Annotated in this window: 23 protein-coding genes; 9 read left to right on the top strand and 14 right to left on the bottom strand. The window is 59.6% G+C overall.

All coding sequences use genetic code 11. The features are described from left to right. Positions 1–2: 2 nt before the first annotated feature. Both CV013_RS07655 and CV013_RS07650 read right to left on the bottom strand, forming a co-directional pair. Positions 3–782, bottom strand: coding sequence for a polysaccharide biosynthesis/export family protein (locus CV013_RS07655; RefSeq protein WP_232806569.1), 780 nt, complete (start codon positions 780–782; stop codon positions 3–5). Between the two features lie 277 nt (positions 783–1,059). Beyond that, entirely contained in the window at positions 1,060–2,211 is a 1,152-nt protein-coding gene (locus CV013_RS07650; protein ID WP_157935742.1) for an O-antigen ligase family protein, read from the bottom strand. Between the two features lie 253 nt (positions 2,212–2,464). Between CV013_RS07650 and CV013_RS07645 the strand changes: the two genes are divergently transcribed. Further along, positions 2,465–2,959 carry a hypothetical protein gene (locus tag CV013_RS07645; protein ID WP_123639891.1) on the top strand — a complete coding sequence of 165 codons (495 nt, stop codon included), beginning with the start codon at positions 2,465–2,467 and terminating at the stop codon, positions 2,957–2,959. Positions 2,960–2,990: 31 nt separating this feature from the next. Here CV013_RS07645 and fabI read toward each other — a convergent pair whose 3' ends face one another. From fabI to CV013_RS07630, 3 genes are all read right to left on the bottom strand, one after another. Beyond that, positions 2,991–3,815 carry an enoyl-ACP reductase FabI gene (fabI, locus tag CV013_RS07640; protein WP_102154694.1) on the bottom strand — a complete coding sequence of 275 codons (825 nt, stop codon included), beginning with the start codon at positions 3,813–3,815 and terminating at the stop codon, positions 2,991–2,993. Positions 3,816–3,980: 165 nt separating this feature from the next. After that, positions 3,981–5,039, bottom strand: coding sequence for a YihY/virulence factor BrkB family protein (locus CV013_RS07635; protein WP_102154693.1), 1,059 nt, complete (start codon positions 5,037–5,039; stop codon positions 3,981–3,983). 37 nt (positions 5,040–5,076) lie between these two features. Beyond that, positions 5,077–6,057: a DnaJ C-terminal domain-containing protein gene (locus tag CV013_RS07630; RefSeq protein ID WP_102154692.1), complete on the bottom strand. Its 981-nt coding sequence runs from the start codon at positions 6,055–6,057 to the stop codon at positions 5,077–5,079. 148 nt (positions 6,058–6,205) lie between these two features. Between CV013_RS07630 and pdxH the strand changes: the two genes are divergently transcribed. The 3 genes from pdxH to CV013_RS07615 are packed head-to-tail and all read left to right on the top strand — an operon-like array spanning position 6,206 to position 8,552. Continuing rightward, positions 6,206–6,811, top strand: a complete 606-nt coding sequence (gene pdxH, locus CV013_RS07625; RefSeq protein ID WP_102154691.1) for a pyridoxamine 5'-phosphate oxidase — start codon at positions 6,206–6,208, stop codon at positions 6,809–6,811. Next, complete coding sequence (locus CV013_RS07620; RefSeq protein WP_102154690.1) at positions 6,808–7,749, top strand: cation diffusion facilitator family transporter; 942 nt, start codon at positions 6,808–6,810, stop codon at positions 7,747–7,749. Before pdxH ends, CV013_RS07620 begins: the two co-directional genes overlap by 4 nt. Beyond that, entirely contained in the window at positions 7,746–8,552 is an 807-nt protein-coding gene (locus CV013_RS07615) for a PhzF family phenazine biosynthesis protein (protein ID WP_102154689.1), read from the top strand. Before CV013_RS07620 ends, CV013_RS07615 begins: the two co-directional genes overlap by 4 nt. Here the strand turns inward: CV013_RS07615 and CV013_RS07610 are convergent. Beyond that, the gene (locus CV013_RS07610) at positions 8,537–9,682 is read right to left on the bottom strand and encodes a serine hydrolase domain-containing protein (protein ID WP_102154688.1); all 1,146 of its coding nucleotides are present in this window, start codon (positions 9,680–9,682) and stop codon (positions 8,537–8,539) included. The genes CV013_RS07615 and CV013_RS07610 overlap by 16 nt on opposite strands. A 13-nt stretch (positions 9,683–9,695) precedes the next feature. Here CV013_RS07610 and CV013_RS07605 point away from each other — a divergent pair, with 13 nt between their 5' ends. Further along, positions 9,696–10,055, top strand: coding sequence for a hypothetical protein (locus CV013_RS07605; RefSeq protein ID WP_223805162.1), 360 nt, complete (start codon positions 9,696–9,698; stop codon positions 10,053–10,055). 41 nt (positions 10,056–10,096) lie between these two features. Here CV013_RS07605 and CV013_RS07600 read toward each other — a convergent pair whose 3' ends face one another. Together CV013_RS07600 and mnmA are read right to left on the bottom strand one after the other, a co-directional pair. Next, the gene (locus tag CV013_RS07600; RefSeq protein WP_198591839.1) at positions 10,097–10,747 is read right to left on the bottom strand and encodes a NeuD/PglB/VioB family sugar acetyltransferase; all 651 of its coding nucleotides are present in this window, start codon (positions 10,745–10,747) and stop codon (positions 10,097–10,099) included. A gap of 77 nt (positions 10,748–10,824) precedes the next feature. After that, entirely contained in the window at positions 10,825–11,961 is a 1,137-nt protein-coding gene (gene mnmA / locus CV013_RS07595) for a tRNA 2-thiouridine(34) synthase MnmA (RefSeq protein WP_102154685.1), read from the bottom strand. A 192-nt stretch (positions 11,962–12,153) separates the two neighbouring features. Between mnmA and CV013_RS15530 the strand changes: the two genes are divergently transcribed. The 3 genes from CV013_RS15530 to CV013_RS07585 all read left to right on the top strand — a co-directional run bounded on the left by CV013_RS15530 (position 12,154) and on the right by CV013_RS07585 (position 13,147). After that, positions 12,154–12,438 (top strand): hypothetical protein, encoded by a 285-nt coding sequence (locus tag CV013_RS15530; RefSeq protein WP_123639890.1) that lies wholly within the window; start codon positions 12,154–12,156, stop codon positions 12,436–12,438. After that, the gene (sciP, locus tag CV013_RS07590) at positions 12,435–12,734 is read left to right on the top strand and encodes a CtrA inhibitor SciP (protein WP_102154684.1); all 300 of its coding nucleotides are present in this window, start codon (positions 12,435–12,437) and stop codon (positions 12,732–12,734) included. Before CV013_RS15530 ends, sciP begins: the two co-directional genes overlap by 4 nt. Positions 12,735–12,886: 152 nt before the next feature. Further along, entirely contained in the window at positions 12,887–13,147 is a 261-nt protein-coding gene (locus CV013_RS07585; protein ID WP_102154683.1) for a GlsB/YeaQ/YmgE family stress response membrane protein, read from the top strand. 105 nt (positions 13,148–13,252) lie between these two features. Here CV013_RS07585 and msrB read toward each other — a convergent pair whose 3' ends face one another. The 4 genes from msrB to CV013_RS07565 all read right to left on the bottom strand — a co-directional run bounded on the left by msrB (position 13,253) and on the right by CV013_RS07565 (position 17,458). Further along, positions 13,253–13,741 carry a peptide-methionine (R)-S-oxide reductase MsrB gene (gene msrB, locus CV013_RS07580; protein ID WP_102154682.1) on the bottom strand — a complete coding sequence of 163 codons (489 nt, stop codon included), beginning with the start codon at positions 13,739–13,741 and terminating at the stop codon, positions 13,253–13,255. 61 nt (positions 13,742–13,802) lie between these two features. After that, a complete protein-coding gene (locus CV013_RS07575; protein ID WP_102154681.1) occupies positions 13,803–15,140 on the bottom strand; it encodes a cytochrome P450 in 1,338 nt (445 codons plus the stop codon). Between the two features lie 117 nt (positions 15,141–15,257). Next, a complete protein-coding gene (locus CV013_RS07570; RefSeq protein ID WP_102154680.1) occupies positions 15,258–16,478 on the bottom strand; it encodes an ABC transporter permease in 1,221 nt (406 codons plus the stop codon). Then, positions 16,475–17,458: an ABC transporter ATP-binding protein gene (locus tag CV013_RS07565; protein ID WP_102154679.1), complete on the bottom strand. Its 984-nt coding sequence runs from the start codon at positions 17,456–17,458 to the stop codon at positions 16,475–16,477. Before CV013_RS07565 ends, CV013_RS07570 begins: the two co-directional genes overlap by 4 nt. 27 nt (positions 17,459–17,485) lie before the next feature. Here CV013_RS07565 and queG point away from each other — a divergent pair, with 27 nt between their 5' ends. After that, positions 17,486–18,556: a tRNA epoxyqueuosine(34) reductase QueG gene (gene queG / locus CV013_RS07560; protein WP_102154678.1), complete on the top strand. Its 1,071-nt coding sequence runs from the start codon at positions 17,486–17,488 to the stop codon at positions 18,554–18,556. On the opposite strand, the gene CV013_RS07555 is transcribed toward queG, so the two are convergent. Both CV013_RS07555 and CV013_RS07550 read right to left on the bottom strand, forming a co-directional pair. Beyond that, positions 18,539–19,765 carry an NAD(P)/FAD-dependent oxidoreductase gene (locus tag CV013_RS07555; RefSeq protein ID WP_102154677.1) on the bottom strand — a complete coding sequence of 409 codons (1,227 nt, stop codon included), beginning with the start codon at positions 19,763–19,765 and terminating at the stop codon, positions 18,539–18,541. The two genes, queG and CV013_RS07555, sit on opposite strands and share 18 nt — an antisense overlap. Positions 19,766–19,847: 82 nt before the next feature. After that, a complete protein-coding gene (locus tag CV013_RS07550; RefSeq protein WP_102154676.1) occupies positions 19,848–24,584 on the bottom strand; it encodes an NAD-glutamate dehydrogenase in 4,737 nt (1,578 codons plus the stop codon). Positions 24,585–24,685 lie beyond the last annotated feature (101 nt).

Below are 24,685 nucleotides of genomic sequence, written 5' to 3'. Positions count from 1 at the left end.
GCTTAACGCAAAATTGCCACAAGAGGCGCAGCGAGCAAGGGGGCTAAAGAGACAAAATCGCGGAACATCCGGCGTTGGGGTGAATCGCCTACAACAACCACGTCGTTGGCATACAGCGGGGGATCTTTATAAGCCCCTCTGCGAATGGCCGTGACATTGTAAAGCGCGGCCATTCGCTGCCCCTCGACCGTTCTCAGGATCACTACGTCATCGGCGCGGGCAAATTCGGTCAAACCTTTTGCCGAAGCAATCGCACGCAGGAGTGTCATCTGGTTTGTCACCGGATAAAGCCCTGGTTCGGTTACCTGACCATCGACAGTGACAACCTGACTGACGGAACTTTTTATATTGATGGTGACTTGCGGATCGCGAATGTAGCGCCCACGCAGGCCGTTTTCGATGTCGGCGGCTAGTTCGCGTGACGTTTTGCCACCAGCATAAATCGTTCCTGCGAGCGGAATCGAAATTCGCCCGCTTGCATCGACCTGAACTTCCCGCGTCAGATCCGGCACATTGAAAACTTCAACCTCGATCGTGTCGAGTGGTCCGATCAGGGCAGGGCGGTCGGGTGCCGTCAAGTCGTTCCTTACAGGAGACGGCAATTCATTCGCACCATCCACTACGGTGAGGTCCGGCGTAGAGCTTAGTGGCTCGCGGCCAGCACAACCCGCAAGGCCAATGAAGGCCAAGCCGACAATCAAGAATTTGCGCATGTAATCCTGTATCGCTATGAAATTTCGTTGCAAGATGAAAACATAGAGCGAACCCGGATAGATTGACACCCCTTAATGCAAGCTTGCTGCATTTCGAGCGTCTATAGTGCTGACAATAAGAGTGGCCATGTTAACGCGTGGGCGTGAAGCCTCAGTGACCGTGCCGCTTGATACCTTTGCGGCGCAGCTTTTCGCGCTTTTTCCGGAAAATCAATGCGCCCAACCAGGGAACTGCAATGATAAAAGCCGCGGCGATCAATATAAAAGCGATTATCTCTCTGGAAGTGTCCAGCATTATGAACGTCGATACCCGATTAAGCAGTGTCGACCCACACTGCAGTTGAAGCTAAGTTTTGGTTTGCGCTCGCGATGCTCCCAATGAACTCAACCAAACAGCGGCAACCAAAAGGATAGCCATTATCAAAGGCGTTCTGGCTGGGTAATCGGTTGCACTCGCCAACACAACCAAAAACACAATGGTTGATCCTGTGCGCGGCAGTATGAGATGCGATTCGAGTGGAGCGCGCCACACACGAATACTTCTGAGCGCCCACCAGCCTAATCCGCAAAGCAGCAGCAGAGCGGCGGGAATGCCCCCTTCCACAAGGATTTCCAGCAAATCGTTATGGGCATGATTGAAATAACGATAACTAAGCAGGCTTGCGGGTTCGTGGATCCGATAAACAGGATCAAATGTTCCGAAACCAGTGCCGAATGGCGCGTATATCTTCGTCAATTCCAATACCGTGGGCAGTGCGGCGGTGCGAAGGTCGGAACTGGCATCGATATTCATTGCGCGGGATATCGAAACGGCGCGATCCATCGCAACGAACGCAACAATGGTTACAACCAGCAGGCCGACAATCGTCACCAAAACCGGGATCAAAATATGGCGCGGAACCGATCTGGCCTTAGCCACTACCCTCTGCCACACGGACAGTAGGCCCAAGCCAATGCCAACTGCACTCAACACTATGCCCATGCGCGACCCGGTAGCGAGCACCGTCAGCGCGAACAGCAGCATCAAACCGATCGCGACAAATGCCTTCCATTGAGGCGCCCTGCTGCTGCTGAACGCCCATGCGGGCGCGATGGCGCAGCCACAGGCGAGTAAAAGCGCAAAGTGATTCCGATTGGCGAAAATCCCGCTCACACTACCGGGCACGTCGTTTATCAGCGGATTGTCAAACCGCGAGCCGGAAAATTGCAGTGCGCCGACCATACATGATACGACAGTAATCAGCAGTATGGCGACGCTGATCCGGCGATGGTCGTGAAGGCTCATCCCACCACACAGCAGAAGGGCAACTATCGGCACGATAAGGGAAGACAGGGCGTTCAAACTCGCCCCGGGCGATAAGGAAATGGGGCGCCACGTTTGTGGCTCGCCGATTGCGATCGCCGCTTGCATCAGAAAATCGCGTCCCGGCAGCGCGGTCCAGATCGATGGTGGCAAAGGAATTAATTGCAGCGCCACGAGCGCGATCGAAGCCGCCAACAGAAATGCGACAGGCGCAATCGGCCGAAAGTCTGGCCGGGGGGCGAACAGGATCGCAGCAATCGCGATCAGCCAGGCGCTTGCGCGGGTGACTGTCTGGCCCAGAACATCCGCTCTGGATGCGCCGCCAGCCAGAGCGAGAACAAGCAGCAACACTATGAACAGAACAAGATTTAGATCGAACAGCTTGTCGCCGACAGGCTTTAAACGTCTTGGCATGGAGAGGCCCTAGCTAAACGGGCGCTTGGAGCAAATGATTTTTGCGCTTATTGGCCATCAGATGCATTCTGTAAAAATACGGTCAGGCTTGTGCGTCCTTGTGTTGTGCGGATCTTTTCTGGGCGGGTGTTCGGATACATCTCCGGCATCGAAAATGCGCGAGCAGTATATACATGCGCCTGAATTCAGCAGTGCTGATAAGGCGGCAGCACGCGCGCTATCGCTCGGTGACGAGAGAAGCCTGGAGAAATTGAAGGAACCCGGTGCTCAAGCGGCGGCCTGCAGTCAGGCCATCGGGGAGATCGCTACAAAGCTGCGTGAGGCGGACGGCATCAGTGCAGAGCAGATTGCTGTTTTGGATCGGGCGCGACAAATTTATGAGGACAGGATTCCCCCGGCCCGGAAGAATTCCGCTCAGCCTCTCGCAATGAACAGCAGCGATCCAGACGATCAAGTAGACCCAGACGCAGCATCTGTGAAAAGCGGGCAGACAGCGATCGTGTGTCTTCGCAATTTGCAGGACGAATGAGGCGCTGAACAAATCGGCTCAGCGCCCACAATCACCCCAACGCGATATCGGGTGCGTCTTCCTGTTTCATGCCGACCAGATGATAGCCAGCATCGACATGATGTGTCTCCCCGGTAACCCCGCTCGACAGATCGGACAACAGATAGAGGCCTGCGCCGCCGACATCGTCGATGGTGACATTGCGGCGCAACGGGGAATTCAGTTCGTTCCATTTGAGAATATAGCGGAAATCGCCGATGCCGCTGGCGGCCAAAGTTTTGATCGGGCCGGCACTGATCGCGTTCACGCGAATATTGTCGGGGCCGAGATCGTTGGCGAGGTACTGTACGCTGGTTTCCAGCGCTGCCTTGGCCACACCCATTACGTTGTAATGCGGGATGACCTTTTCTGCACCGTAGTAGCTCAGCGTCAGGATTGATCCGCCGCCGGAGCCGTCTTCCGCCTTGGGCGGCATCATGGCGGCGGCACGTTGCGCCACAGCGACCAGGCTGTAGGCCGAAATATTCATAGTCATCAGGAAGTTGTCGAGACTTGTGTCGAGGTACTTCCCGCGCAGCTCGTTCTTGTCGGAAAACCCAATGGCATGAACCACGAAATCTATCGTGTTCCACCGGCTTTTCAGCGTATCGAACGCGGTATCCAGCGCATCCATGTCGGACACGTCGCATTCGATAAGGAAGTTGCTGCCCAGCTGTTCTGCAAGTGGTTCGACCCGCTTTTTCAGGGCGTCGCCCTGATAGGAGAACGCCAGTTCAGCGCCATGTTCGTTCAGTTTCCGGGCGATGCCCCATGCAAGGGACTTGTCGTTTGCCAGGCCCATTATCAACCCGCGCTTGCCCGCCATCAGACCGGTCATCCCGATACCTCTTATACTGCTTTCCGATTTTCGTGACGAAGTCCCTAAGCGTGTTTGTGCGCGAATGGAAAGTACGTTCGTCGAATTTACGCTTGCTTTGCGGGGGCGTGTTGCCGCGGTGCCAGATATGATTGACGCTACGACACCGAGCGGTGCCGCAGTGGTTCAGTCCGATTCTCCCCCTCCTTCCCCATTGCCGCCGCCTGCAGTCGCACCTGCGCGTCGTGCAGCCTCGCGTGTCCGATCGTCCGCCTGCCCAATCGTGTTGATTTCCTCCTCCGGTGTTTCGGCCAGCGCGGCGTTGAGTTCGGCGCCAAGCACCATGCCGAGCCCGACGAGATAGAAGAAAAACAGCGCGATCATGATCCCCGCAAGGCTGCCATATGTCAGGTCGTAGCTGAAAAAGCGCCGGATCAGAGGGGGCAGAGCGACCGTCACCGCCAGCCACCAGAACGTGGTGGCGAGCGCGCCCGGCCACTTGGGATAACGGCTCTCACGATACGCCTTGGGCGTGAGAGTATAAAACAGCAGATAGAGCGACCCATATAGTCCGAATGCCGGGATCAGGCGCGACAGGCGCAGATCGGTGACGGCATCGCTCAGCCAAGGGAAATAGGCAGAAATCACTTCCTGCGCTGCGCCAATGATGACTTGTGCCAGCAGCGAAATCATCAGCAGCACGACAGATGCCACGATAACCCCGAACGAAAACAGCCGATACTTCCAGAATGCCAGCGTTGCGGGCGTACCATATGCCCGGCGAAGCATGTCGCGGATAGTTTCGATCAGGCTCGACACCGTCCACAATCCCACAAGGCCGCCCGCCCACAGCAGCCAGCCGCTGCGCGCCTCCACCACCGTGCGGGCGACAGGTCCGATCACATTGCCTACCATCGGGGGCAGAGCATAGAGCACTGCGTTGATTGCCGCGGTGCGCTCGCCTTCTTCCCCCACCAGCGAAAATAGGGCCGCGCCTAAAATGAAGAACGGGAAAATGGCGACCATCGCCATGTAGGCAAGGTTTCCGGCATGGATGAATCCGTCGCGATAGGCGCCCAGAAAAACGCGTTTCGCGATTTCGAAGAAACGCGTTCCGGGGCCGACTTTGTTTTCGACCCGCTGGCGCAACGCTTCCGGATGGGTGAGCGCGAACCGCCGCCGTTCTTCTGGTGACAGCCCGTGAACCTGCCGCTCTTCTGGTTCGATTTCAATCCGATGCGGCATTCGTCCCTCAATTACGGAAGCCGACCTGATGGTGTCGTCAGACCCCTAGGTCGGCGCGCGGATTGGAGTGATCCTGCCAGCCCTCAAGTCGTTTGGCCAGTTCGGAAATATCATCGGGCAATGCGATTTCGATGGTCACCAGCTGATTGCCACGCTTGCCATCCTTGCCTGAAAAACCCTTGCCGTTCAGGCGCATTACGGTCCCGCCGCTGGTGCCGGGCTTGATCGTCAGCATCACCGGGCCATCGACAGTGGGCACTTTCACTTTCGCGCCTTCGACCGCCTCTGTCAGCGTAATCGGCAGGTCGAGCAGAACATTGTCGTCGTCTCGACGGAAAAAAGAGTGCCGTTCGACAGAGATCGTTACCAGCCCGTCGCCAGCGCCGCCGGGGCCTTGCTGTCCTTTGCCCTTCAGGCGCATCTGCGTGCCGTCTTCAACTCCCGCAGGCAGCTTGAGGTCGATTGTTTTGCCATCGGCCAGCGTGATCCGTTGGTCCGCACGCGTTGCGGCATCGATGAACGGCACTTTCAGGCGATAGGCGATATCCGCGCCCTTGGGTGGAGGGGCCTGGCGTCGTTGCTGGCCACCCATTCCTCCGAAACCACCTGCGAATCCTCCGCGCGACTGGCGAGCACCGCCGCCGCCGAACAATCCTTCGAACAAGTCGGAGATATCGACATCTTCGGCGCCGAATCCGCCGCCGCGGGCACCACCACCCATATTGGGATTGAATCCGCCACCGAAGCCGTCACTGCGGGCTCCGCCGCCCATTCCGGCGAACGGATTGGTCGGGTTGCCATCGGCATCGATTTCGCCGCGATCGAACTGGGCGCGTTTGTCTTTGTCGGCCAGCAGATCATAGGCCTGTGTGACTTCGCTGAAGCGTTCGGCCGCATTTGGGTTATCCTTGTTCCGGTCGGGATGAAGTTCCTTCGCAAGTTTGCGATAGGCGGACTTAATGTCCTTCTCGTTTGCGGTACGGGAAACGCCCAGTGTGGTATAAGGATCGGCTGCCATGCCGTGTTAGCTAGGTGTAGCAGCGCCCGCGCGCAAGCGGGCGGTTTAAATGGTAAGCGCACAACGATGTTGCGCGACGACAAGGCGCGGCAGGATTTTTCGATTCAGGGCTGTGTTCCATTCGAACCTTGCAGTAGGAGCGTCCCCTATGAACAACGCCGTATCCGAGATCCCCGCCACCGATCCATTCGCAATTTTCGGGGAATGGTTTGCCGAGGCGCGCGAGAGCGAGCCTAATGATTCGAATGCGATGGCGCTGGCCACGGCAACGCCCGATGGCGTGCCATCTGTCCGCATGGTGCTGTTGAAGGAATGGGGGCCGGAAGGATTCACGTTCTACACCAATGCAGAAAGCCGGAAGGGCGGCGAAATTCTTGCTAATCCGCGCGTTGCGCTTCTGTTTCACTGGAAAAGCCTGCGCCGCCAGATTCGCATCGAAGGGCCTTTGACGGAAGTCTCGCCCGAACGGGCGGACGCCTATTTCCATTCCCGCCCTTACGTCAGCCAGGTCGGATCGGCAGCATCCGACCAGTCGCGACCGCTGTTGGAGCGTGCCGAATATCTCGCCCGTGTCGCAGAGGTCGAGGAACAATATAGTGGCGGCGATGTGCCGCGCCCGGCGCACTGGACCGGATTTACGCTCGATCCTGTGGCGATCGAATTCTGGCTCGACCGACCCAACCGGTTGCACGATCGTCGACGATTTACCCGTACTGCGGATGGCGGGTGGAACAGCAGGCTGCTCTATCCATGACGGCGATTGCCAGCGATGAACGCGCGCGGCTGACCCGCAGCGCTGCACTGGCATCGATATCGATGGCGCTATTTCTTGGTGCCTTGAAAGGATGGGCGGCGTGGAAGACCGGGTCTGCGGCGATGCTGGGCAGCCTTGCCGACACGTCGCTTGATCTGATCGCGAGCATCGCCGCATTGATCGGAGTGTGGGTCGCCGCACAGCCTGCGGATCACGATCACCGTTTCGGCCACGGCAAGGCAGAGGCATTGGCGGCGATCTTTCAGGTCATCCTGATCGTGATTTCCGCGATTGGCATTGCATGGCGTGCTATCCAGCAGCTGCTGAGCGGCACGCCAACACAGGCGGCGGACGATGGCATTCTGGTATCGACGATTGCGATCCTAGGAACATTTGCCCTGCTGGTATGGCAGCGCCATGTGATCGCGCGCACAGGGAGCCTGGCGGTCAGGACCGACAATGTGCACTATAAGTCCGATCTGTTCCTCAACCTTGGCGTGATCGCCGCATTGGTTGTCGATCAATACCTCGGCTTTTCCTCTGCTGACCCTCTGTTCGGTTTGGCCATCGCCCTGTGGCTGGCATGGGGAGCGTGGCGGGCGGCAGGCGAAGCCATCGATCACCTGATGGATCGCGAATGGCCGGAAGAACGGCGCGAGGAATTTCTCGCGGTGCTGGCAAAGCATCCCGATATCCGCGGGGTTCACGATCTACGCACCCGCACCAGCGGGGCGGACGATTTCGTGCAGTTCCACATGGCGGTCGATCCGGGCATGACTATTGTGCAGGTTCACGACCTGATGGATCAAGCCGAAGCGCGGATCGCCAGGGAATTTCCCGGGGTGGAGGTGCTGATCCACCCTGACCCCGAAGGGCTGATCAATGAAACCGGTCAGGCAGCGGAAGAATTATTGCCCGGTGCAGGGGACGGGCAATGAACATCCCTTATTGGCATGTCGATGCTTTCGCCGACCGCCCATTCGCTGGCAATCAGGCAGCGGTGATGGTGCTGGATGAATGGCTACCCGGTGCTGTGCTTCAGGCCATTGGCGAAGAAAACAACTTTGCTGAAACTGCCTTCCTCGTGCGCGATGCGAGCGGTGCGGCGGATTGGGAATTACGCTGGTTTACTCCCCAGATGGAAATTCGGCTATGTGGCCATGCAACGCTGGCTAGCGGGCACGTGCTGCTTGACCTGGCCAACGGTTTCGGCAGCAGTGACAGGGTGACGTTTCGCACACGTAAAGCCGGAATTCTCGAGGTCTGTCGCAGCGACGCCGGGTATGAAGTTGCTTTGCCGACAATTGCAACCCAGGCCAGCGCATGGCCCGAAGCGGTCGCGCTGCTGGGCGCAGTGCCAGTGGAAGTGTGGCGCAGCGCCGATCGCTACGGCATCTATCTGTTCGATAGCGAAGCGACAGTACTTGGGCTCGATCCCGATCTGCGCGCGCTTGGCAATCTGGGGGACGATCAGTTTATCTGCACTGCACCGGGCGCGCGAACCGATGTGGTTAGTCGGGTATTCGTGCCCGGCGGGGGTGTGGACGAGGATTCGGTGACCGGATCGGCCCATGCAGCCCTCACTCCGTTCTGGGCGGAGAAGCTGGGCCGAAATGCGTTCACCGCATATCAGGCATCGGCGCGGGGCGGCGAACTGACCTGTCGTCTTGATGGGGAACTGGCGTGGCTCGGTGGGCAGTGCGTGACTGTAGTGGAAGGTCGCTTCTATTTGCCTGGATAAAGGTCGACCACATCGGCCAGTCGCGGCAGCAGCACTTTTCGCTCTTCCGCATCCGACTGACCCAATCGCACCACCGTCAGCTTGCGATCGGGATCGACGAGAATGTACTGCCCCATGTGGCCGATGGCGGCAAACAAGTCCTTCGGGCCGCGTGTGGCGAACAATGGATCTTCCTCGTTTTCCGCTTTGCGATTCAGCCATGTTTGCGCGCCATAATTGGCGGAGCGCGGGCTGGGCGTCGTCATAAACTCAATCCAGCGGCGGGGGATCAACTGGCTCCCGCGATAAGAGCCCTTGTTGCGTAGAAACTCGCCAAATTTGGCCCAGTCACGTGCGCTTCCCTGAATTACGCTGCCGCCGATGAGCGTGCCGCTTGCGTCGAATTCCGGCACCATCGAATCCATGCCCAGCGGGCCGAACAGGCGGCTTTGTAGGTAATCGGCCACTGCTCTGCGCCGCGCATCGGGATCGTCCGAGCGGCTGAGAACCCGTGCGGCGATGTCAGCGAGAATCACCGAGGTTGCGCTGGAGTATTCGAATTTGCTGCCCGGTTCTGCCTCTAGCGGCTGGCTCTCGGCGAAGTCGGCCATATCGTCGCGCCCGTCGAGGAACAGCATCCGCACTTCGCTCGATTCGTAGGGCGGATTGCCCGCTTCGGTGTGGCGCAGTCCGCTGCGCATTTGCAACAACTGGCGCAAGGTGATTTCGCCGCGCGGATCGCCAGGGCGTCGCCAGCGCGGCACTGGCGGCGATTCATCGAGCCGCAGCCGCCCATCGGCCACTAGCATCCCGATCATCACGGCCGTTACGGTCTTGGCCATCGACCACGATATGAAGCGGGTGTTCTTGTCATAACCCGGTTCATATCGTTCGGCAGCGATGTAGCCGCCGTGCATTACCACGACCGCGCGGGTTTCCCCCAATTGCGGATCGACGAACAGATTATCGACTGCACGAGCCAGTTGCGCGCGCGGAGCGCCGGGATTTTTGGCCACGGCGGACATCGCTTCCTTGCTCAGCGGGGGAGGCGGTGCCTCCGCATCTGTGCTGCAGCCGGCAAGGGCTGGCAGGAAGGCGAGGCAAGCGATAAGGGGTGATAAATGGCGCATCGGTCGCGTCGCTTCTGGCATGGGGGATTCCCGCTTGGCAACGCCAAAAACCCGTTCACGAAAGGCAAATGCCGGTCCGCGGCGCGGCATACTGATCTGGTTTGCGGTCATCGCGGTCGCAGGTCTGGCCCTATGGGCGGTGTTCGGCAATGCAGCACTTGGCTATGCGCGCGCCGGATCGGCTTACAGCGCGCGAGTGGCCTGTTCGTGCGTCTATATCGCAGGGCGCAGCCTTGACGACTGTGCCAAGGATAAGATCGCAGGGATGGAGCTGATCCGCTTGTCAAAAGACGCCGAAGCGAAAAGCGTGACGGCCCGTTTCCCATTATTGGCCAGCGATACAGCGAGTTTCCGTAAGGGATATGGCTGCGTGTTGCAGAGGTGGGATCACTGAAGGCAATGAAATATTGACTTTATATTATAAGATGACCCCTGTCATCTGAGATATGGTGTGCCCTTTTTGCGAGACCGGACCTTTTTACACGGGCTTCCATAAGCGACAATATTGTCATCAATTGTGGTATTAACATAGCTGTTTGCGCCAATTACCACATCTGATCCAATATTGATTCCGTGTTTAATATTCGCTCCGATGGATACGGCAGATCGTGTGCCAATGTGCACATTGCCTCCGCAAAATACACCTGGAGCGATAGATGAAAATGCATTCATGTGGCAATCGTGATCAATAGAAGATCCTGTATTCAGAATGCACCCGCTTCCCACAATAGAGTTGGGGCCAACATTCGCGAAAGGCATGAGTATTGATCCGGCACCTATTTGTGCATTCCATCCCACAGCACTTGCTGAATGGATGAGAGACGGAAATCGCGCATTGGGCATCATCTTCTTAATTTCGGAAAATACTTCCTCTCGAATATAATTGTCGCCGATGGCAATAAATAAATTGTAATTATAAAATTGAGATAGGCAATCTTCAACTTTGATAATCGGAATGCCTGCTAATTCTGATGCGTCATTTTTGTCGTCTACGTAAGATACGACTTCGTACCCGGAAGAGAGCGCGACATTCGTTGCGCTAACTGCGTGACCGCCAGTGCCTATAATAACCAGTGGGGTGGGCATGAGCATGAACCTTCTTGTTATCAGGCAGTGCCTGAATCACCATGCGTTCTTCGGGTTGTTTCGTAATTGCGTTATGGTCAGCCTTTCGTCCCATCTATCCAGCCGCCGCCCACCACGCGGTCTCCGGCGTAGATCACGGCCGCCTGGCCAGGGGCCACGCCGAATTCGGGATTGGCGAAGTGGATCGTGGTGTCGGCATTGTCCCCCAGCGGCCCTTCGAGGCTGATCGGAACAGGCTTTGCCAGGCTACGAACCTTTGCTGTCAGCGGTTCGTCTGTCGGCAGGGGGCCGATGCGGTTGGTTTCGGTCAGGCGGGCGGCGCTGACGGCCAGCATCGCTTTCGGTCCAACGCGCACTTCGGCGCTTTCGGCATCGATCGCGACGACATAGAGCGGTTCGGGCTGGCCGCCGATTTCCAGACCGCGCCGCTGGCCGACGGTGAAGTGAATTACCCCCGGATGCCGGCCCAGCGTTTCGCCGGTGGCGACATGGACGATTGCGCCGGGTCGCGCGCCTTCAGGGCGCAGCTTGGTGACGATCCCGGCATAATTGCCATCGGGGACGAAGCAGATATCCTGACTGTCGGGCTTGCCGGCCACACGCAGGCCCGCGGTTTCAGCCAGTGCGCGCACTTCGGGCTTGGGCAAGCCGCCGAGCGGGAAGCGCAGGAAATCGAGCTGCTCGTCCGTTGTGCCGTAGAGGAAGTACGACTGATCACGCGCCGGATCGAGTGCGCGGTGAAGTTCCGGGCCCGCAGCACCTTCCACCCGGCGAACATAATGGCCCGTTGCCAGACAGTCGGCCCCAAGCTCGCGTGCCATACGCAGCAGGTCGGTGAACTTCGGTCCCATGTTGCAGCGGATGCAGGGCACCGGTGTGCGGCCCGACAGGTAATCATCGGCAAACCGCTCGACAACTTCTTCGCGAAATGCGCTTTCGTGATCGAACACGTAATGCGCGATGCCCAGTCTATCGGTTACGGCGCGCGCATCGCGAATATCGTCGCCCGCGCAACAGGCGCCTTTGCGTCCGGTGGCAGCGCCATAATCGTATAGCTGCAGCGTAATGCCGATCGTTTCGGCCCCGCTGGCAGCGGCCAGCGCAGCGACGACCGACGAATCGACCCCACCCGACATCGCGACCACGATGCGGCATTCGCTGGCCGGGCGTGGAAGATCGAACAGCGCGGCGGCGGTTGCGGCGTCGATGGCCATAGGGGGAATAACGGAGGTGTTCATATGGTGTTGCGGGCCCATACACGCACCGCGCGCCGCTGGCCAGCGGTTGGGGGCGGGGCAGCCTGCGGCAAACCGCAGGTCAGGTGCAGGAAATCGGTAACTCATCCTAACCACCAATGAATTTGGATTTTACCGAATGTTGACCGGTGCTCGGCTAGACAATGGAGCATGATCGAACGACACACCTTTGTTGATGCTTCCCCCGCTCCACCGTCCGGCGCGATGCGCCGCGTTGATTGGGGGGAACTCGTGGCGCGGCTAGCGGCTGCGCGTGATCTGCATGACTCGCTGGCGCAAGCAAATGCCAGCGCCAGCTTTGCCCCGGCGATTGCCGGGCGAGATAATAGCGAAGAGCCCGTTAACCACTGTGTTTCAGGCGTTGGCAAAGGTGTTCCGGCAGATTGCCCGGCAACGAACATCAACACGGGCAAGAGTGACCGAGAAACCCCATGATCGAGAACCAGAAAATCCGGCCGGCATCGGTAATCGGGCCGCTTGGCGAACCCCTTTCTCTGGGAGATTTGCCGAAGCCCGACACCAAACGCTGGGTCGTGCGCCGCAAGGCGGAAGTGGTCGCGGCGGTCAATGGTGGCCTGCTGACGATCGACGAAGTACTCGAACGCTATAACCTGACTCTCGAAGAGTTCGCTTCGTGGCAGCGCGCAGTCGATCGTTCGGGGATGCAGGGCCTGCGCGTCACCCGTATCCAGCACTATCGCGATCTCTACGAACGCCAGCACAAGTACTGATTGCGCTCAAGTTGCAGTCGGCCCGATTTGCGGGCATCATCCTGTCTTCCGCACCGGAATTCCGGGCGGAGGGGAACGCACGGTCGTGTGCTTCGTTTGTTTGCCATGCGAAGCGTAGCATTTTCCGCGCGCTAAACAGGAGGATTACGGAAATGGGCTGGATTGCAACGATCATTATCGGCGGTATCGCTGGCTGGCTTGCCAGCATGGTTATGAACCGCGATGCATCGATGGGCATTTTTCTGAATATCATCGTCGGCGTGGTCGGCGGCCTGATTGGTAGCTGGATCGGCACTATGACCGGGTTCCTGACAACCAACGCCGGGTGGATCATGTATCTGATCACTGCATTTGTCGGCGCTGTCGTGTTGTTGGCGATTCTCAATCTCGTGCAGCGCGGGCGGGTCCGCTAAACGACGCTGTCTTGATAAACTTGTTTTGCAAAAGGGCGGCGAGGCTTGGCTTTGCCGCCCTTTTTCGTTGCCCGTGCCGGAGACGGCGCAGCGACGGGCAGCCGGTCAGGCGGGGCGGAACATCATCGCCGCGCCGTTCATGCAATAGCGTTTGCCCGTCGGCTTCGGGCCGTCATCGAACACATGGCCGAGATGCCCGCCGCACCGCGCGCAGAGCACTTCTGTACGAGGGTAGCCGAGCTTGAAATCCCGGTCGGTCACGATGGCGCGAGGCAGGGGTTTCCAAAAGCTGGGCCAGCCCGTGCCGCTGTCGTATTTGGTTTTGGATGAATAGAGCGGGTGGGCGCAGCCAGCGCAGAGGAACGTGCCCGCGCGATGTTCTTTATCGAGAGGGGAGCTGTATGCCCGTTCCGTCCCCGCTTCGCGCAGGATATGGTATTGCGCCCTGGTCAGCTTTCTTCGCCACTGTGCGTCGCTCATCGTGACGGGAAAGGTTCGCGCTTCGGCTTTCCCACCACATGCCGCCAGACCGGCGGTGGCCACAGTCGCCCCCAGTAAAGACAGGAACGAACGACGGGAGGCGGAGCGAATCATCGTCCCATCATCCCATGTTGGCGATAACCTGCGCTGAACGCCCGCCCCCGTCGCGCGGGGATCAAAATTCGGTGATTTCCACTTCCAGCTTGCGGAACCCGTGGACGAAGTTTGCCCGCACTCGCTCCACATCGCCTGCGACATGCACCCGCATCCGACGCTTGTGCATTTCTTCGAGCAGGATGCGGAGCTGCATTTCGGCAAGCCGCGCGCCAACGCAGCGGTGGATGCCATAGCCAAAGGCGAGGTGACGCCGGGCATTCTCGCGCGTGATATCGAGCTTGTCTGCGTTTTCGAATACCGTTTCGTCACGGTTCGCGGAAAGATACCACAGGATCAGCTTCTCGCCCGCTTTCACAGTCTGGCCGAACAATTCGCTGTCTTCGGTGGCGGTGCGGCGCATATGGGCCAGCGGGGTCTGGTAACGGATGCATTCCTGCACTGCGTTGGGAATCAGACTGGGATCTTCTTCGAACAGTTTGCGCTGATCGGGGAATTTGTCGAAGGCATGAATGATCCCGCTCATGGTATTGCGGGTGGTGTCGTTGCCGCCCACGATCAGCAGCACCAGATTGCCCATGAATTCCTGCGGGTCCATCTGGTTCATTGCCGGGGAATGGATCATCATCGAAATCAGATCCGGGCCGGGCTCCTTGTTGGCGCGTTCGATCCACAACTGCTGGAAATAGGCGGCCATTTCGCGCAGGATATCCATCCGCTGATCGTCCAGTTCGCGGACCAGAGCGATTTCGGTGTCGCCTGCCCAGTCGGACCAGAAAGTGAGCAGCCGGCGATCCTTCCAGGGGAAGTCGAAAAGGATCGCCAGCATGCCGGTGGTCAATTCGATGGAGACTTTGTCCACCCAGTCGAACACCTCGCCACGTGGCAGCGAATCGAGCAGCTCGCCGGTGCGCTGGCGGATCTCATCGTCCATTCCGGCCATTGCGCTTGGCGTGAATTTGGGGGCAACGGTGCGACGCTGGCCAGTATGCTTGGGCCGGTCCATCGCGATGAACATCGGCAGTTCGAACCGTTCGCGGCCCAGCTCTTCAAGCTGGGCATCGTCCATCCGGTCGAGGATCGTAATGCCGCCATATTCCCAGCTTGAAGAATACAGCTCAGGCAGCGCTTCGATATGCTGGATCGCCTTGTGGCTTACGACGTTCCAGTGCGGGCCGTATGGGCTGTTTTCGATCTTGTGCAGATCGCCTGCCGCGCGCATTTCGGCAAAGATCGGCTGCCAGCGATCTTCCACGTAGATATCGCTGCGGCTGACATCCCATTTTTCCGGGTGCACCGGCATTGCCTGCGGATTGGCCTTGAGCGCTGCATCGAGCGCATCGACCGCGCGCGGCTCGGTGCGCCATGTGGTGGGCTTTTCGGCTGCCTGAGTCGCCATCGCATTCTCTCCTGTCGGGCGACTCCATATCGGGACGCCTCTGTCGGAGCCTATCCTGCCGTTACTTACCGCACTGTCAATAGTCAGTTGCCGATTGCGACTGATCTATTGTCCGGCTTAGCGCGCAAACTTGCCGAAAAGGCTGCGTTTTCCGCTCTGCTGCGGGCCGGATTTCATCACGCGGCGGCGGAACATGGCGGACCCGGCACGCACGAAAAGCACCACCCACATCGCTTGCCATGCCAGTGCCACCAGGTGCGGCCACAGATCCGGCACCTGCGCTGCGCGCGAAATCATCGCATAAGGGGAGCTGGGCGGAAATATCACAGCGGCCAGCTCGACCGGCGATCCCAGATCGGTGCTGGCATATGTCGCCAGAAAGAACACGCCCAGTTGCAGCATCGTGGCCGGCATCGACAAGGTCTGCACATCGCGCACAGTCGGGGCCATCGCACCGATAGCGAGGAAGACCGAACCGATAATCAGGTAAGCCATTGCGAAATACAGCAGGAACAGCACAACGAACAGCGGCCAGCCAACCGCCGGAACGGGCAGGGATGCCGTCAATCCGCCTGTCGCCCCCATAATCGCCAGCCCGATACCGCCCCAGACCGCGATTCCCACAAAGCTGACCGCCAGCATAGCGAACAGCTTGCCGAGGAAAACCGCGTCCATCGGGATCGACGCGGCCAGCACTTCGATAATCTTGTTCGCCTTTTCTTCGACGAGGTTCGACAGCACCATGCCTGCCAGCAACATCGTCAGCAGGAACAGCAGTGTCAGCGCGGCGGTCGCGGTGCCTGCCCGCGCGCTTTTCTTGGCGGCACCGCTTGTCGTTGTCGATTCGGTGACGACCCGCGGAAAGGACTGCTGGTCCGCGCCCGACGCAGTGGCAGCCAGCAGCGCGACTTCGCCTTGCCATTTCCTGATCTGATCTTCTGTACCGGTCAGCACCGGCTGCGTCAGCGAACCGGTCAGTACAGCGCCGTAGTTTTCGCCACTGCGCTGAAGCAGCGCGGCAGGGTCGCTGGCCTGCATCGGATCGACCAGCGTGATTGCGGGCAGCGACACCAGCGGATCGATGCGATCATGGGCAGCGGCGAAGGCGTGGGCCTGCTCTGTCGGCATTGCCACGGCGAGTTGCGCCGGATGGGCATTTTTCGCGGCCTTGGCACCGATCGCCCCGGCTCCGCCGCTGACTGCGATCAGGATGATCGGGCCGAGCAGGAAGAAGAAAAACGCCTTCGACAGCAGGATCGCCAGAAAATCGCGTCGGGCGATAACGAACGCAGCGCGCAACAGTGACAGGCGGGCAGCGGGTGCGGTCTGTCCGATCATTGGCCTTGCTCCGCCGCATTGCCTTCTTCGAGAGCGCGCGCCGCCGCTTCGCCTGCGATATGGACAAAGGCATCGTGCAGCCCGGCCCGCTCGATCGATAGCGACAGGATGCCTGCTTCGCCTTCGATCAGTGCGCGCAGCAGAGGTTCGATCCCACTGTCGGGCAGTGAGAAATACCAGTAATCGCCTTCGTGCCGGGCATCGGCAGGCAAGGCGGCGCGCCATGCCCCTTCGCGGGCGCGGGTTTCCAGGCGGACCTGTGCCGGGATTCGGTCTCGCGCTGCGTCCACGCTGCCGGCATAGGGCACTTTCCCCCCGGCGATGATCGCCACCCCTTCGCACAACCGTTCGGCATGGGCGATAACGTGGGTGGAGAAGATCACCGTCGTCCCGTCTTCTGCCAAAGAGCGGATCATCCGTTCCAGCTTGCCCTGATTCAGTGCGTCAAGCCCGCTGAATGGCTCGTCCAGCACGACCAGTCTGGGCCGGTGCACCAGTGTGCCCAGCAATTGCACAGTCTGCGCCATGCCTTTCGATAGCTGGCGAATCTGCTTGTCAGCGGCGTGGCCGAGGCCGTTTTCTTCGAGCAGCTCGCGCCCGCGCGCGGTCGCTTCCGCCAATGGCATTCCGCGCAAGGCACCCAGAAAACCGATGGCGTCCACCGCCTTCATCGCCGGATACAGCCCGCGTTCTTCCGGCAGGTATCCGATCAGGCGGCCGATATCGTGCGGGCGCGAATGGCCGAATACCTTGCGAACCCCTTCGTCGGGATCGATAATCCCCAGCAGCATTCGCAAGGTCGTGGTCTTACCCGCCCCATTGGGGCCAAGGATGCCGTAGATCGCCCCTTCGGGCACAGAAATATCGACCCCGTCGACCGCAGTCGTACCGTCAAATCGCTTGACCAGCCCGCGTGCCTCAATCGCAAGCGGGCGCATGTCGTTTTCGGAAACGGGAGTTACGCTTGGCGCGGCGTCCATGACGTGCGAACTAGCCGTGGATGGTGCATGGGAGCAAGACCAAGTTTGGTTGAACGACTGGAAATCGACGAACTGCGTACCCGCACAGCCGGGCGTGCGCGCGACGAAGGCTTCGTCGCGGTGGGCTTTGCCTCTGCCGCCGAAGACCCGCTGCGTGCCCGCCGCTATGCCGAATGGCTGGGCGAAGGACACCACGGCGCGATGGAATGGATGGAACGCCGTGCCGATGAACGGCGCTCTCCCCAAGGGCTGTGGCCCGATGCGCGCAGCGTGATCGCGCTGGGCATGGCCTATACTCCGCACCATGATCCGCTGGCGCTGGCCGATCAGGCGGATCGTGCGCGGATTTCGGTCTATGCTCAGGGCCGCGATTATCACGACACCGTGAAGAAGGCCCTTAAGCGCCTTGCTCGCTGGCTGGTGGCCGAAGCGCCGGGGGCGGAGGTGAAGGTGTTTGTCGATACCGCGCCGGTGATGGAAAAGCCGTTGGGGCAGGCCGCCGGAATCGGCTGGCAAGGCAAGCATACCAATCTGGTCAGCCGCGAACATGGATCGTGGCTGTTTCTTGGCGCGATCTACACCACTTTGCCATTCACGCCCGACGCGATGCATGACGATCGCTGCGGATCATGCTCTAGCTGTCAAACAGCGTGCCCTACCAGTGCATTTCCGAGACCCTATCAGTTGAATGCGCGCCGCTGTCTGTCTTACCTCACAATTGAACATGCCGGACCGATCCCGCATGAGTTTCGTAAGGCATTGGGAAATCGCATTTATGGCTGTGACGATTGCCTCGCAGTTTGCCCCTGGAACAAGTTTGCAAGCAGTGCAGCAACCCATCGTGCTTTCCTGCCTCGGGCCGAGTTGGTGGCGCCTAAGTTGCTGGAATTGCTCGCGTTGGATGACGCGGGATTTCGTGCGCTGTTTTCCGGCAGTCCGATCAAGCGGATCGGGCGTAATCGCTTCGTCCGTAACTGCCTGATTGCCGCAGGGAATAGCAGCGATCAGGCACTTGGGCCGCAGGTCCGCGCTCTGACCGCCGACCCCGATCCGGTGGTGGCTGAAGCGGCAGAGTGGGCGCTAAACCAGCTCTTTTAAAGGGATTTCCGGATTGGCCAGTACGTCGGGATTGGGGGAAATGCGGGCTTCCACCAGTTTGCGACCCTGCACATAATCCTTGGTCGAATTCACGCAATCGAGCGCAATTACACGACCATCTTTCAGATATATAACGGAAAATTTCCCATCTGCCGGATCGCCACGCAGCACTGTCGTGTCGTGACCGAGCGATAGCCCGGCGGTCTGCAACTTGAGATCGTGCTGATTTGACCAGAACCACGGCAGAGCGTTGTAAGGAACCGGCTCACCCATGATATCGCGGGCGGCGGTGGTTGCCATGTCATTGGCATTCTGGACAGATTCCAGCCGGATCACCGCTCCGTCTGCGAATGGATTGGCGTGGGCCGCGCAGTCGCCAATCGCATAGACGTCCTCCAGCGAAGTCCGGCAATGCTCGTCCACATCGACCCCGTTGGCCCCGGCTGCCCCCGCTGCGATCAGCGGGCCGACTGCGGGCACGATACCAATCCCGACGACGACCATATCGCACTCGACACTGCTCCCGTCAGCCAGCACGACGCGGCGCACCCAGCCATTCTCACCTTCGAGCTTGTCGACCATTGCTTCGGTTCGCAGGTCGACTCCGTGGGCAGTGTGTTGTTGTTGATAGAACTGTGAAAGATCTTCGCCTGCGACCCGCGCCAGCACGCGAGGAAGCGCTTCGAGCAGGGTTACCTTGCATCCCAGTTTGGTCAGCACAGCGGCCGCTTCCAGCCCGATATAGCCGCCGCCGATTACAACGACACGCTTCGCGCCGTCATCCAGCTCCGCCATCATCCGGTCGACATCGGCGCGATCGCGTACTGCGTGGATTCCATTGAGATCGGCCCCCGCGCACGACAGGCGGCGCGGATCGCCACCCGCTGCCCAGATCAGCTTACCATAACCGATTTCCGTCCCGTCCATAAGCTTGACGGTGTGTGTTTGCGGATCGACGCCAGTTACCACATTGCCAAGTCGCAGAGTAACCTCGCGTTCTTCCCAGAACTGAGGCGGACGAATGTAGATGCGTTCGAACGGCTTGTCCCGCGCAAGGTATTCTTTCGACAACGGCGGCCGCTCGTAAGGCGGTTCACTGTCGCGTCCGATCATCATGATCGAGCCAGTGAAACCCTGCTGACGCAAAGCGATAGCGGCTTGCGCGCCGCCGTGCCCTGCGCCGACGATGACGATGTCTGCACTCTCCATGCGCGCTTGACTTGAGGCAAATCGCCTTCAGGTCAAGCGTGCTTGTAGATTCTGCAAGATGAATCGCCGGATAGGTGCGATGTCAGCGCCCCAGCAGGTTGCGCGCCTGGCTTGCGATCTGGGCCAGCATGGCCGGTGAAACCGGGCTGTGAGCCTGCGCGCGTGCGATCATCGAACGGAATTGGCGAATCCCGTCGGCGTGAGTCTCCGTCCACGCATCGACTGCTGCGGTTGGATCGGCCCTTGCATCTTTTCGGCGGGCGATGCGGCTAAGAAACTCCAGCCGCATCTGCTGAAAATCGCGGGCTAGCCCGGCAACGAGCAGGCGTTCCCACACGTCGGACGGGTTCATCAGTGCCGCCACGCCTTGCGCCCAGTCGAGACCGAGTTGTGCGCCAAGGAGGGTAAATGCGCCGGTCAGTTTGCGGGGGGCGATATCGACCTCCCGCGCGAGCTGGGCAAGGCCGACAGCGCCATCGAGATCGAACAGGTGCGTAACTTCGCCTGCTAACGATTCGCTGGCACCTACCTCGATCAATTCGGCGCGCAATCGGGCAGAATGCTGGAGCGATTCGGCACCGAGCAACTCTTCCGTGTCTTTGGCCAGATGCTTCACACCTTTGCCGATATCACCCACAAGCTTGCTGGGTGACAGCGGCCCGGCCCCGGCACGTAATAGGTCGGCCATCTGGCTCCGCATAGCGACGGCGACGCGGTTGAACAGCACGATGCGGGCAATTTCCGGCATCCTGGCAGTTTCCAGCTGGTCCCACAGCGCGTCGATAGCGAACAGGTGTTCAGCAGCGACAAACGCGCTGGCGATGTTGGCCAGCCCCGCTCCTTCCTCTTCCGCCAGTTCGAACGGATGGACCGGCCCCAGTCGGTTGATGATCCGATTTGCCAGTTTGGTGGCGATGATTTCGCGCCGCAGGCGATGGCCTTCGATGAATGTACGGTACTTGCTACGCATCGGTTCGGGGAATGCGTTGAGCAACAGGGCCTCTACCTGCGGATCTTCGGGAAGATCGCTACCTTCTATCGCATCCTGCAATGCCAGCTTGGCCGATGAAAGCAGAACGGCCAGTTCAGGCCGGGTAAGGCCTGCACCATCGCTTGCTCTGCGGTTTAGTGTCTCGCTATCAGCCAGCCCCTCGGTCTTGCGATCGAGGTAGCCGCGATCTTCCAGAGATTCGATGAGACGGATCTGAGCGGCCACCGCTTTGCTGCCTCCGCTCTCAGCGATAGACAATGCCAGCGCTTGCAAACGGTTATCTTCCAGAACAAGCTGCGCCACCTCGTCGGTCATTTCGACCAGCAAGGCATTGCGGCTCTTTTCCGAAAGGCGACCGGCGCGGCGGGCGGCGGCCAGCGCGATCTTGATGTTGACCTCGTTATCCGAACAATCGACCCCGGCGGAATTGTCGATGAAGTCGGCATTGATCCGGCCGCCATTCAGCGAAAACTCAATCCGCCCGGCCTGGGTGACTCCAAGATTGGCACCTTCTCCGACGACGCGAACACGCAAATCTGCGCCGTTCACCCGCAATGCGTCGTTCGCCGGATCGCCAACCTCCGCGTTACTTTGGGTCGAGGCCTTGATGTAAGTGCCGATCCCGCCAAACCACAGCAGATCGACCGGGCTTTTCAGGATGGCGGAAATCAGTGCTTCCGGTTCCAGTTCGCTACTGTCGATACCGAGCGCCTCGCGAACCTGCTTGCTCAGTGGAACTTTCTTGAGCGAGCGAGCGAATACGCCGCCCCCTTTGGAAATCAGTGAGGGATCGTAATCCTCCCAGCTCGAACGGGGCAGATCGAACAGCCGCTTGCGCTCTTTCCAGCTTGCAGCCGCGTCAGGGTCGGGATCGAGGAAGATGTGGCGGTGATCGAAAGCTGCAACCAGCTTGATCGATTTGGACAGCAACATGCCATTGCCGAACACGTCGCCCGACATGTCGCCACAGCCAACCACGCGCACCGGATCCTTCTGGACGTCGATACCCATTTCGAGGAAGTGACGCGTGACGGAAACCCATGCGCCGCGGGCGGTGATGCCCATTGCCTTGTGGTCGTATCCGTTGGAGCCGCCGCTGGCGAATGCATCGTCGAGCCAGAAGTTCTGGCTCTCAGCAATGGCATTGGCAACGTCGGAGAACGAGGCAGTTCCCTTGTCTGCGGCAACGACGAAGTAAGGATCGTCACCGTCGCGAATCACAACTTCTCGCGGATGAACGACCTTGTCATCGACGAGGTTGTCGGTGATCGACAACAGAGTGCGGATAAACGCCTGATAGCTGGCCTTGCCTTCAGCAGCCCAGCCTTCGCGGTCGCGCGTGGGATCGGGCAATTGCTTGGGATAGAAACCGCCCTTCGCCCCTGTCGGCACGATCACCGCGTTTTTGACACGCTGCGCTTTCATCAGACCAAGGATTTCGGTGCGGAAGTCGTCGCGCCGGTCGGACCAGCGCAAGCCGCCGCGTGCCACGGGCCCAGCGCGCAAGTGAATCCCTTCCAAACGGCGCGAATAAACGAAGATTTCGCGCCACGGAATCGGTTTGGGCAGGCCCGGAACGAGGTGTGAATCGATCTTAAAGGCCAAAGCTTCGCGCGCAGCGGGGGCGAAAGCGTTGGTCCGCAGAATTGCGCCGATCAGAGCCTGATAGAGCCGCAGCAGCCGATCGTCGTTGATTGCAGCGACATTAAGCAAGCCCTTGCGGATCGCCTCTTCCTGCACCTCTGCGGCTGCTTTGCGGTCCCCCGCGAATGCCGGATCGTGTTCGGCCGCGAACAGGCCGACCAGTGCGCGAGTAACGTCGGGCGCCCGTTGTAGTGCATCGACGACAGTGTAGATCGTGTAACCGATTCCCGCCTGACGCAGATAGCGATAGAACGCGCGCAGCCAGTCAGCCTCGCGCGCTTCGAGCCCGGTGCCGACTACGAGGCGGTTGAACGGATCATCTTCCGCCCCGCCATTGAGTACGGCAGCGATTGCTTCCTCGATCTGTGGCGTGCGACCGAGAAGCTGTTCGGTATCATCCGCTTCGTTCAGTCCGAGCGTGAAATCGTGGATGGTGCCCAGCTTTCCTTCATCGAGAAAAGTAGGCACTTCTTCCAATACGCGAAATCCGAAGTTTTCCAACGCCGGCACGGCATCGGAAAGAGCCAAAGCGCCTTCCGATTGATAGATTTTCAGGCGTAGTCGGTTCGACGGATCATCTTCGTGGCGATACAGACGTACATCGCGCTGAGGGGCAGTGCTCGCGGTGGTGGGGCCATCCTCGTGATGGGCGGCAAGCCGACGCAGACGGCGAATATCCTGTGCGGCCTCTGCCGGGCCATAATCGGCGCGGTAGGCAGTCGGGAAAGCATCGGCAAACCGAGTAGCGAGAGCAGCAGCGCGAGCGGGGTCTTCATCCGTCGCCAGTTCGCTTTCGACCGCTTCGCTCCAGCCGCGCAGCAAAGCCTGAATGCTCGCTTCGATTGTCGCGGCATCGGGCGAACCTTCGCCCGAACGATAATCGAGCACATAGCGGATCATCGCCAGATTGCCGCCTTCGACCTGCAAGCTCCAGTCAAGCGCCACAGCGCCTGCGCCGGTTTCGAGCATTTCCTGAATGCGTGTGCGGACCTGCGTCGACAGCAGATCGCGCGGTAACCAGACGAATGCGAACAGATGACGGCTGAGCGGAGCTTCCACCAGAACCAGCCGCGGGCGCGGACGGTCGACCAGGCTCATCATAGTGGTTGCGACATGTTCGATGTCCGCGTCGGAAAAACCGATCAGCACATCGTGTGGCAGCATGGTCAGCGCGTGGACCAGCGATTTCCCTGCATGGCCGTTGGGATCGAACCCGAACTTGGCATTCAGCTCAGCGAGTTGAGTGCGTAGACGTGGCACCGAGCCGGGCGCGGCGGCAAGCGCGGAACTGGTCCAGACGCCCGCGTGGATCGAAAGTGCGGTCACCTCATCGCCTTCGAACACAGGCACGATGAACAGATCGAGCGGGACCCGGCGATGAACATTGGAAATGCGGTTCGCTTTAATAATCAGCGGGCTACGTGCTGTTTCTCGGCCACATCCATCGAACCACGCGAAGGCACGGTCAAACGATGCGTCAGCGAGGATTTCCTTTGCGCTTTTGCGGCAGATGCCCAGCATTGTCGAATGGCTGCCATCGCGACGACGTGTGACATGACCGAGCTGTGTCAGCATGCCGCCTTCCAGCCAGCGCAGCAGAGCGGCACCTTCGGTATCGGTAACACTGGCTGCATCGTCCAGCATCGCGGTGCGCATTTTTTGCCAGTCGGTTACGGCAGCGCGGACGTCTGAAAGCGTTGTCCGTAGATCTTTTTCGAGCGCCCGGCGCTGGCGTGCATCGACACGCGGTGTTTCGATATAAATCAACGACTCGTGCTGGCCGCTTTCAGCTTCACATGAAAGGATTTCCGCCAGTTCGCCTGAATCGGTCCGCTTCATGCGAACGACAGGGTGAACCAACTGATCAATCGAAATTCCGTGTGCCGCGATCGTGGCCGCAATCGAATCGACCAGAAACGGCATATCATCGTTGACGAGAGCCAGACGCATGAATCGCCGGTCGCCCGATGCCGAATTGAGCGTGATAGACGGTTCGCCGGGTCCGCGCTGCGCCGCTGATTCGATCAGGAATTGCGCGACATCTTCCACGCGGGCTTTGCTCAGCGGTTCATCCCCCGGCAGCAACGAATCGCGAATGAGGCGGGCGAGAGACTTCGCCAGTGCGGCATCGGTCGATATGCGTGAAGTGGAACCAGAAGTAGAATCAGCTGCTTCAGCGGACATCCGTAGTGCTCCGTCGGCCCGCCAAATGTCTTGCGAGCCCTGTTATATTATTGCTGCACGGCGCAGCAATCTGGCTGTGATAGGCCCGTGCTTGCGCGACT

Source organism: Tsuneonella flava, from assembly GCF_002870965.1.
GTDB lineage: Bacteria > Pseudomonadota > Alphaproteobacteria > Sphingomonadales > Sphingomonadaceae > Tsuneonella > Tsuneonella flava.
The sequence above is the reverse complement of the archived record's forward strand: the minus strand, read 5'-3'. Positions and strand labels throughout refer to the sequence as shown.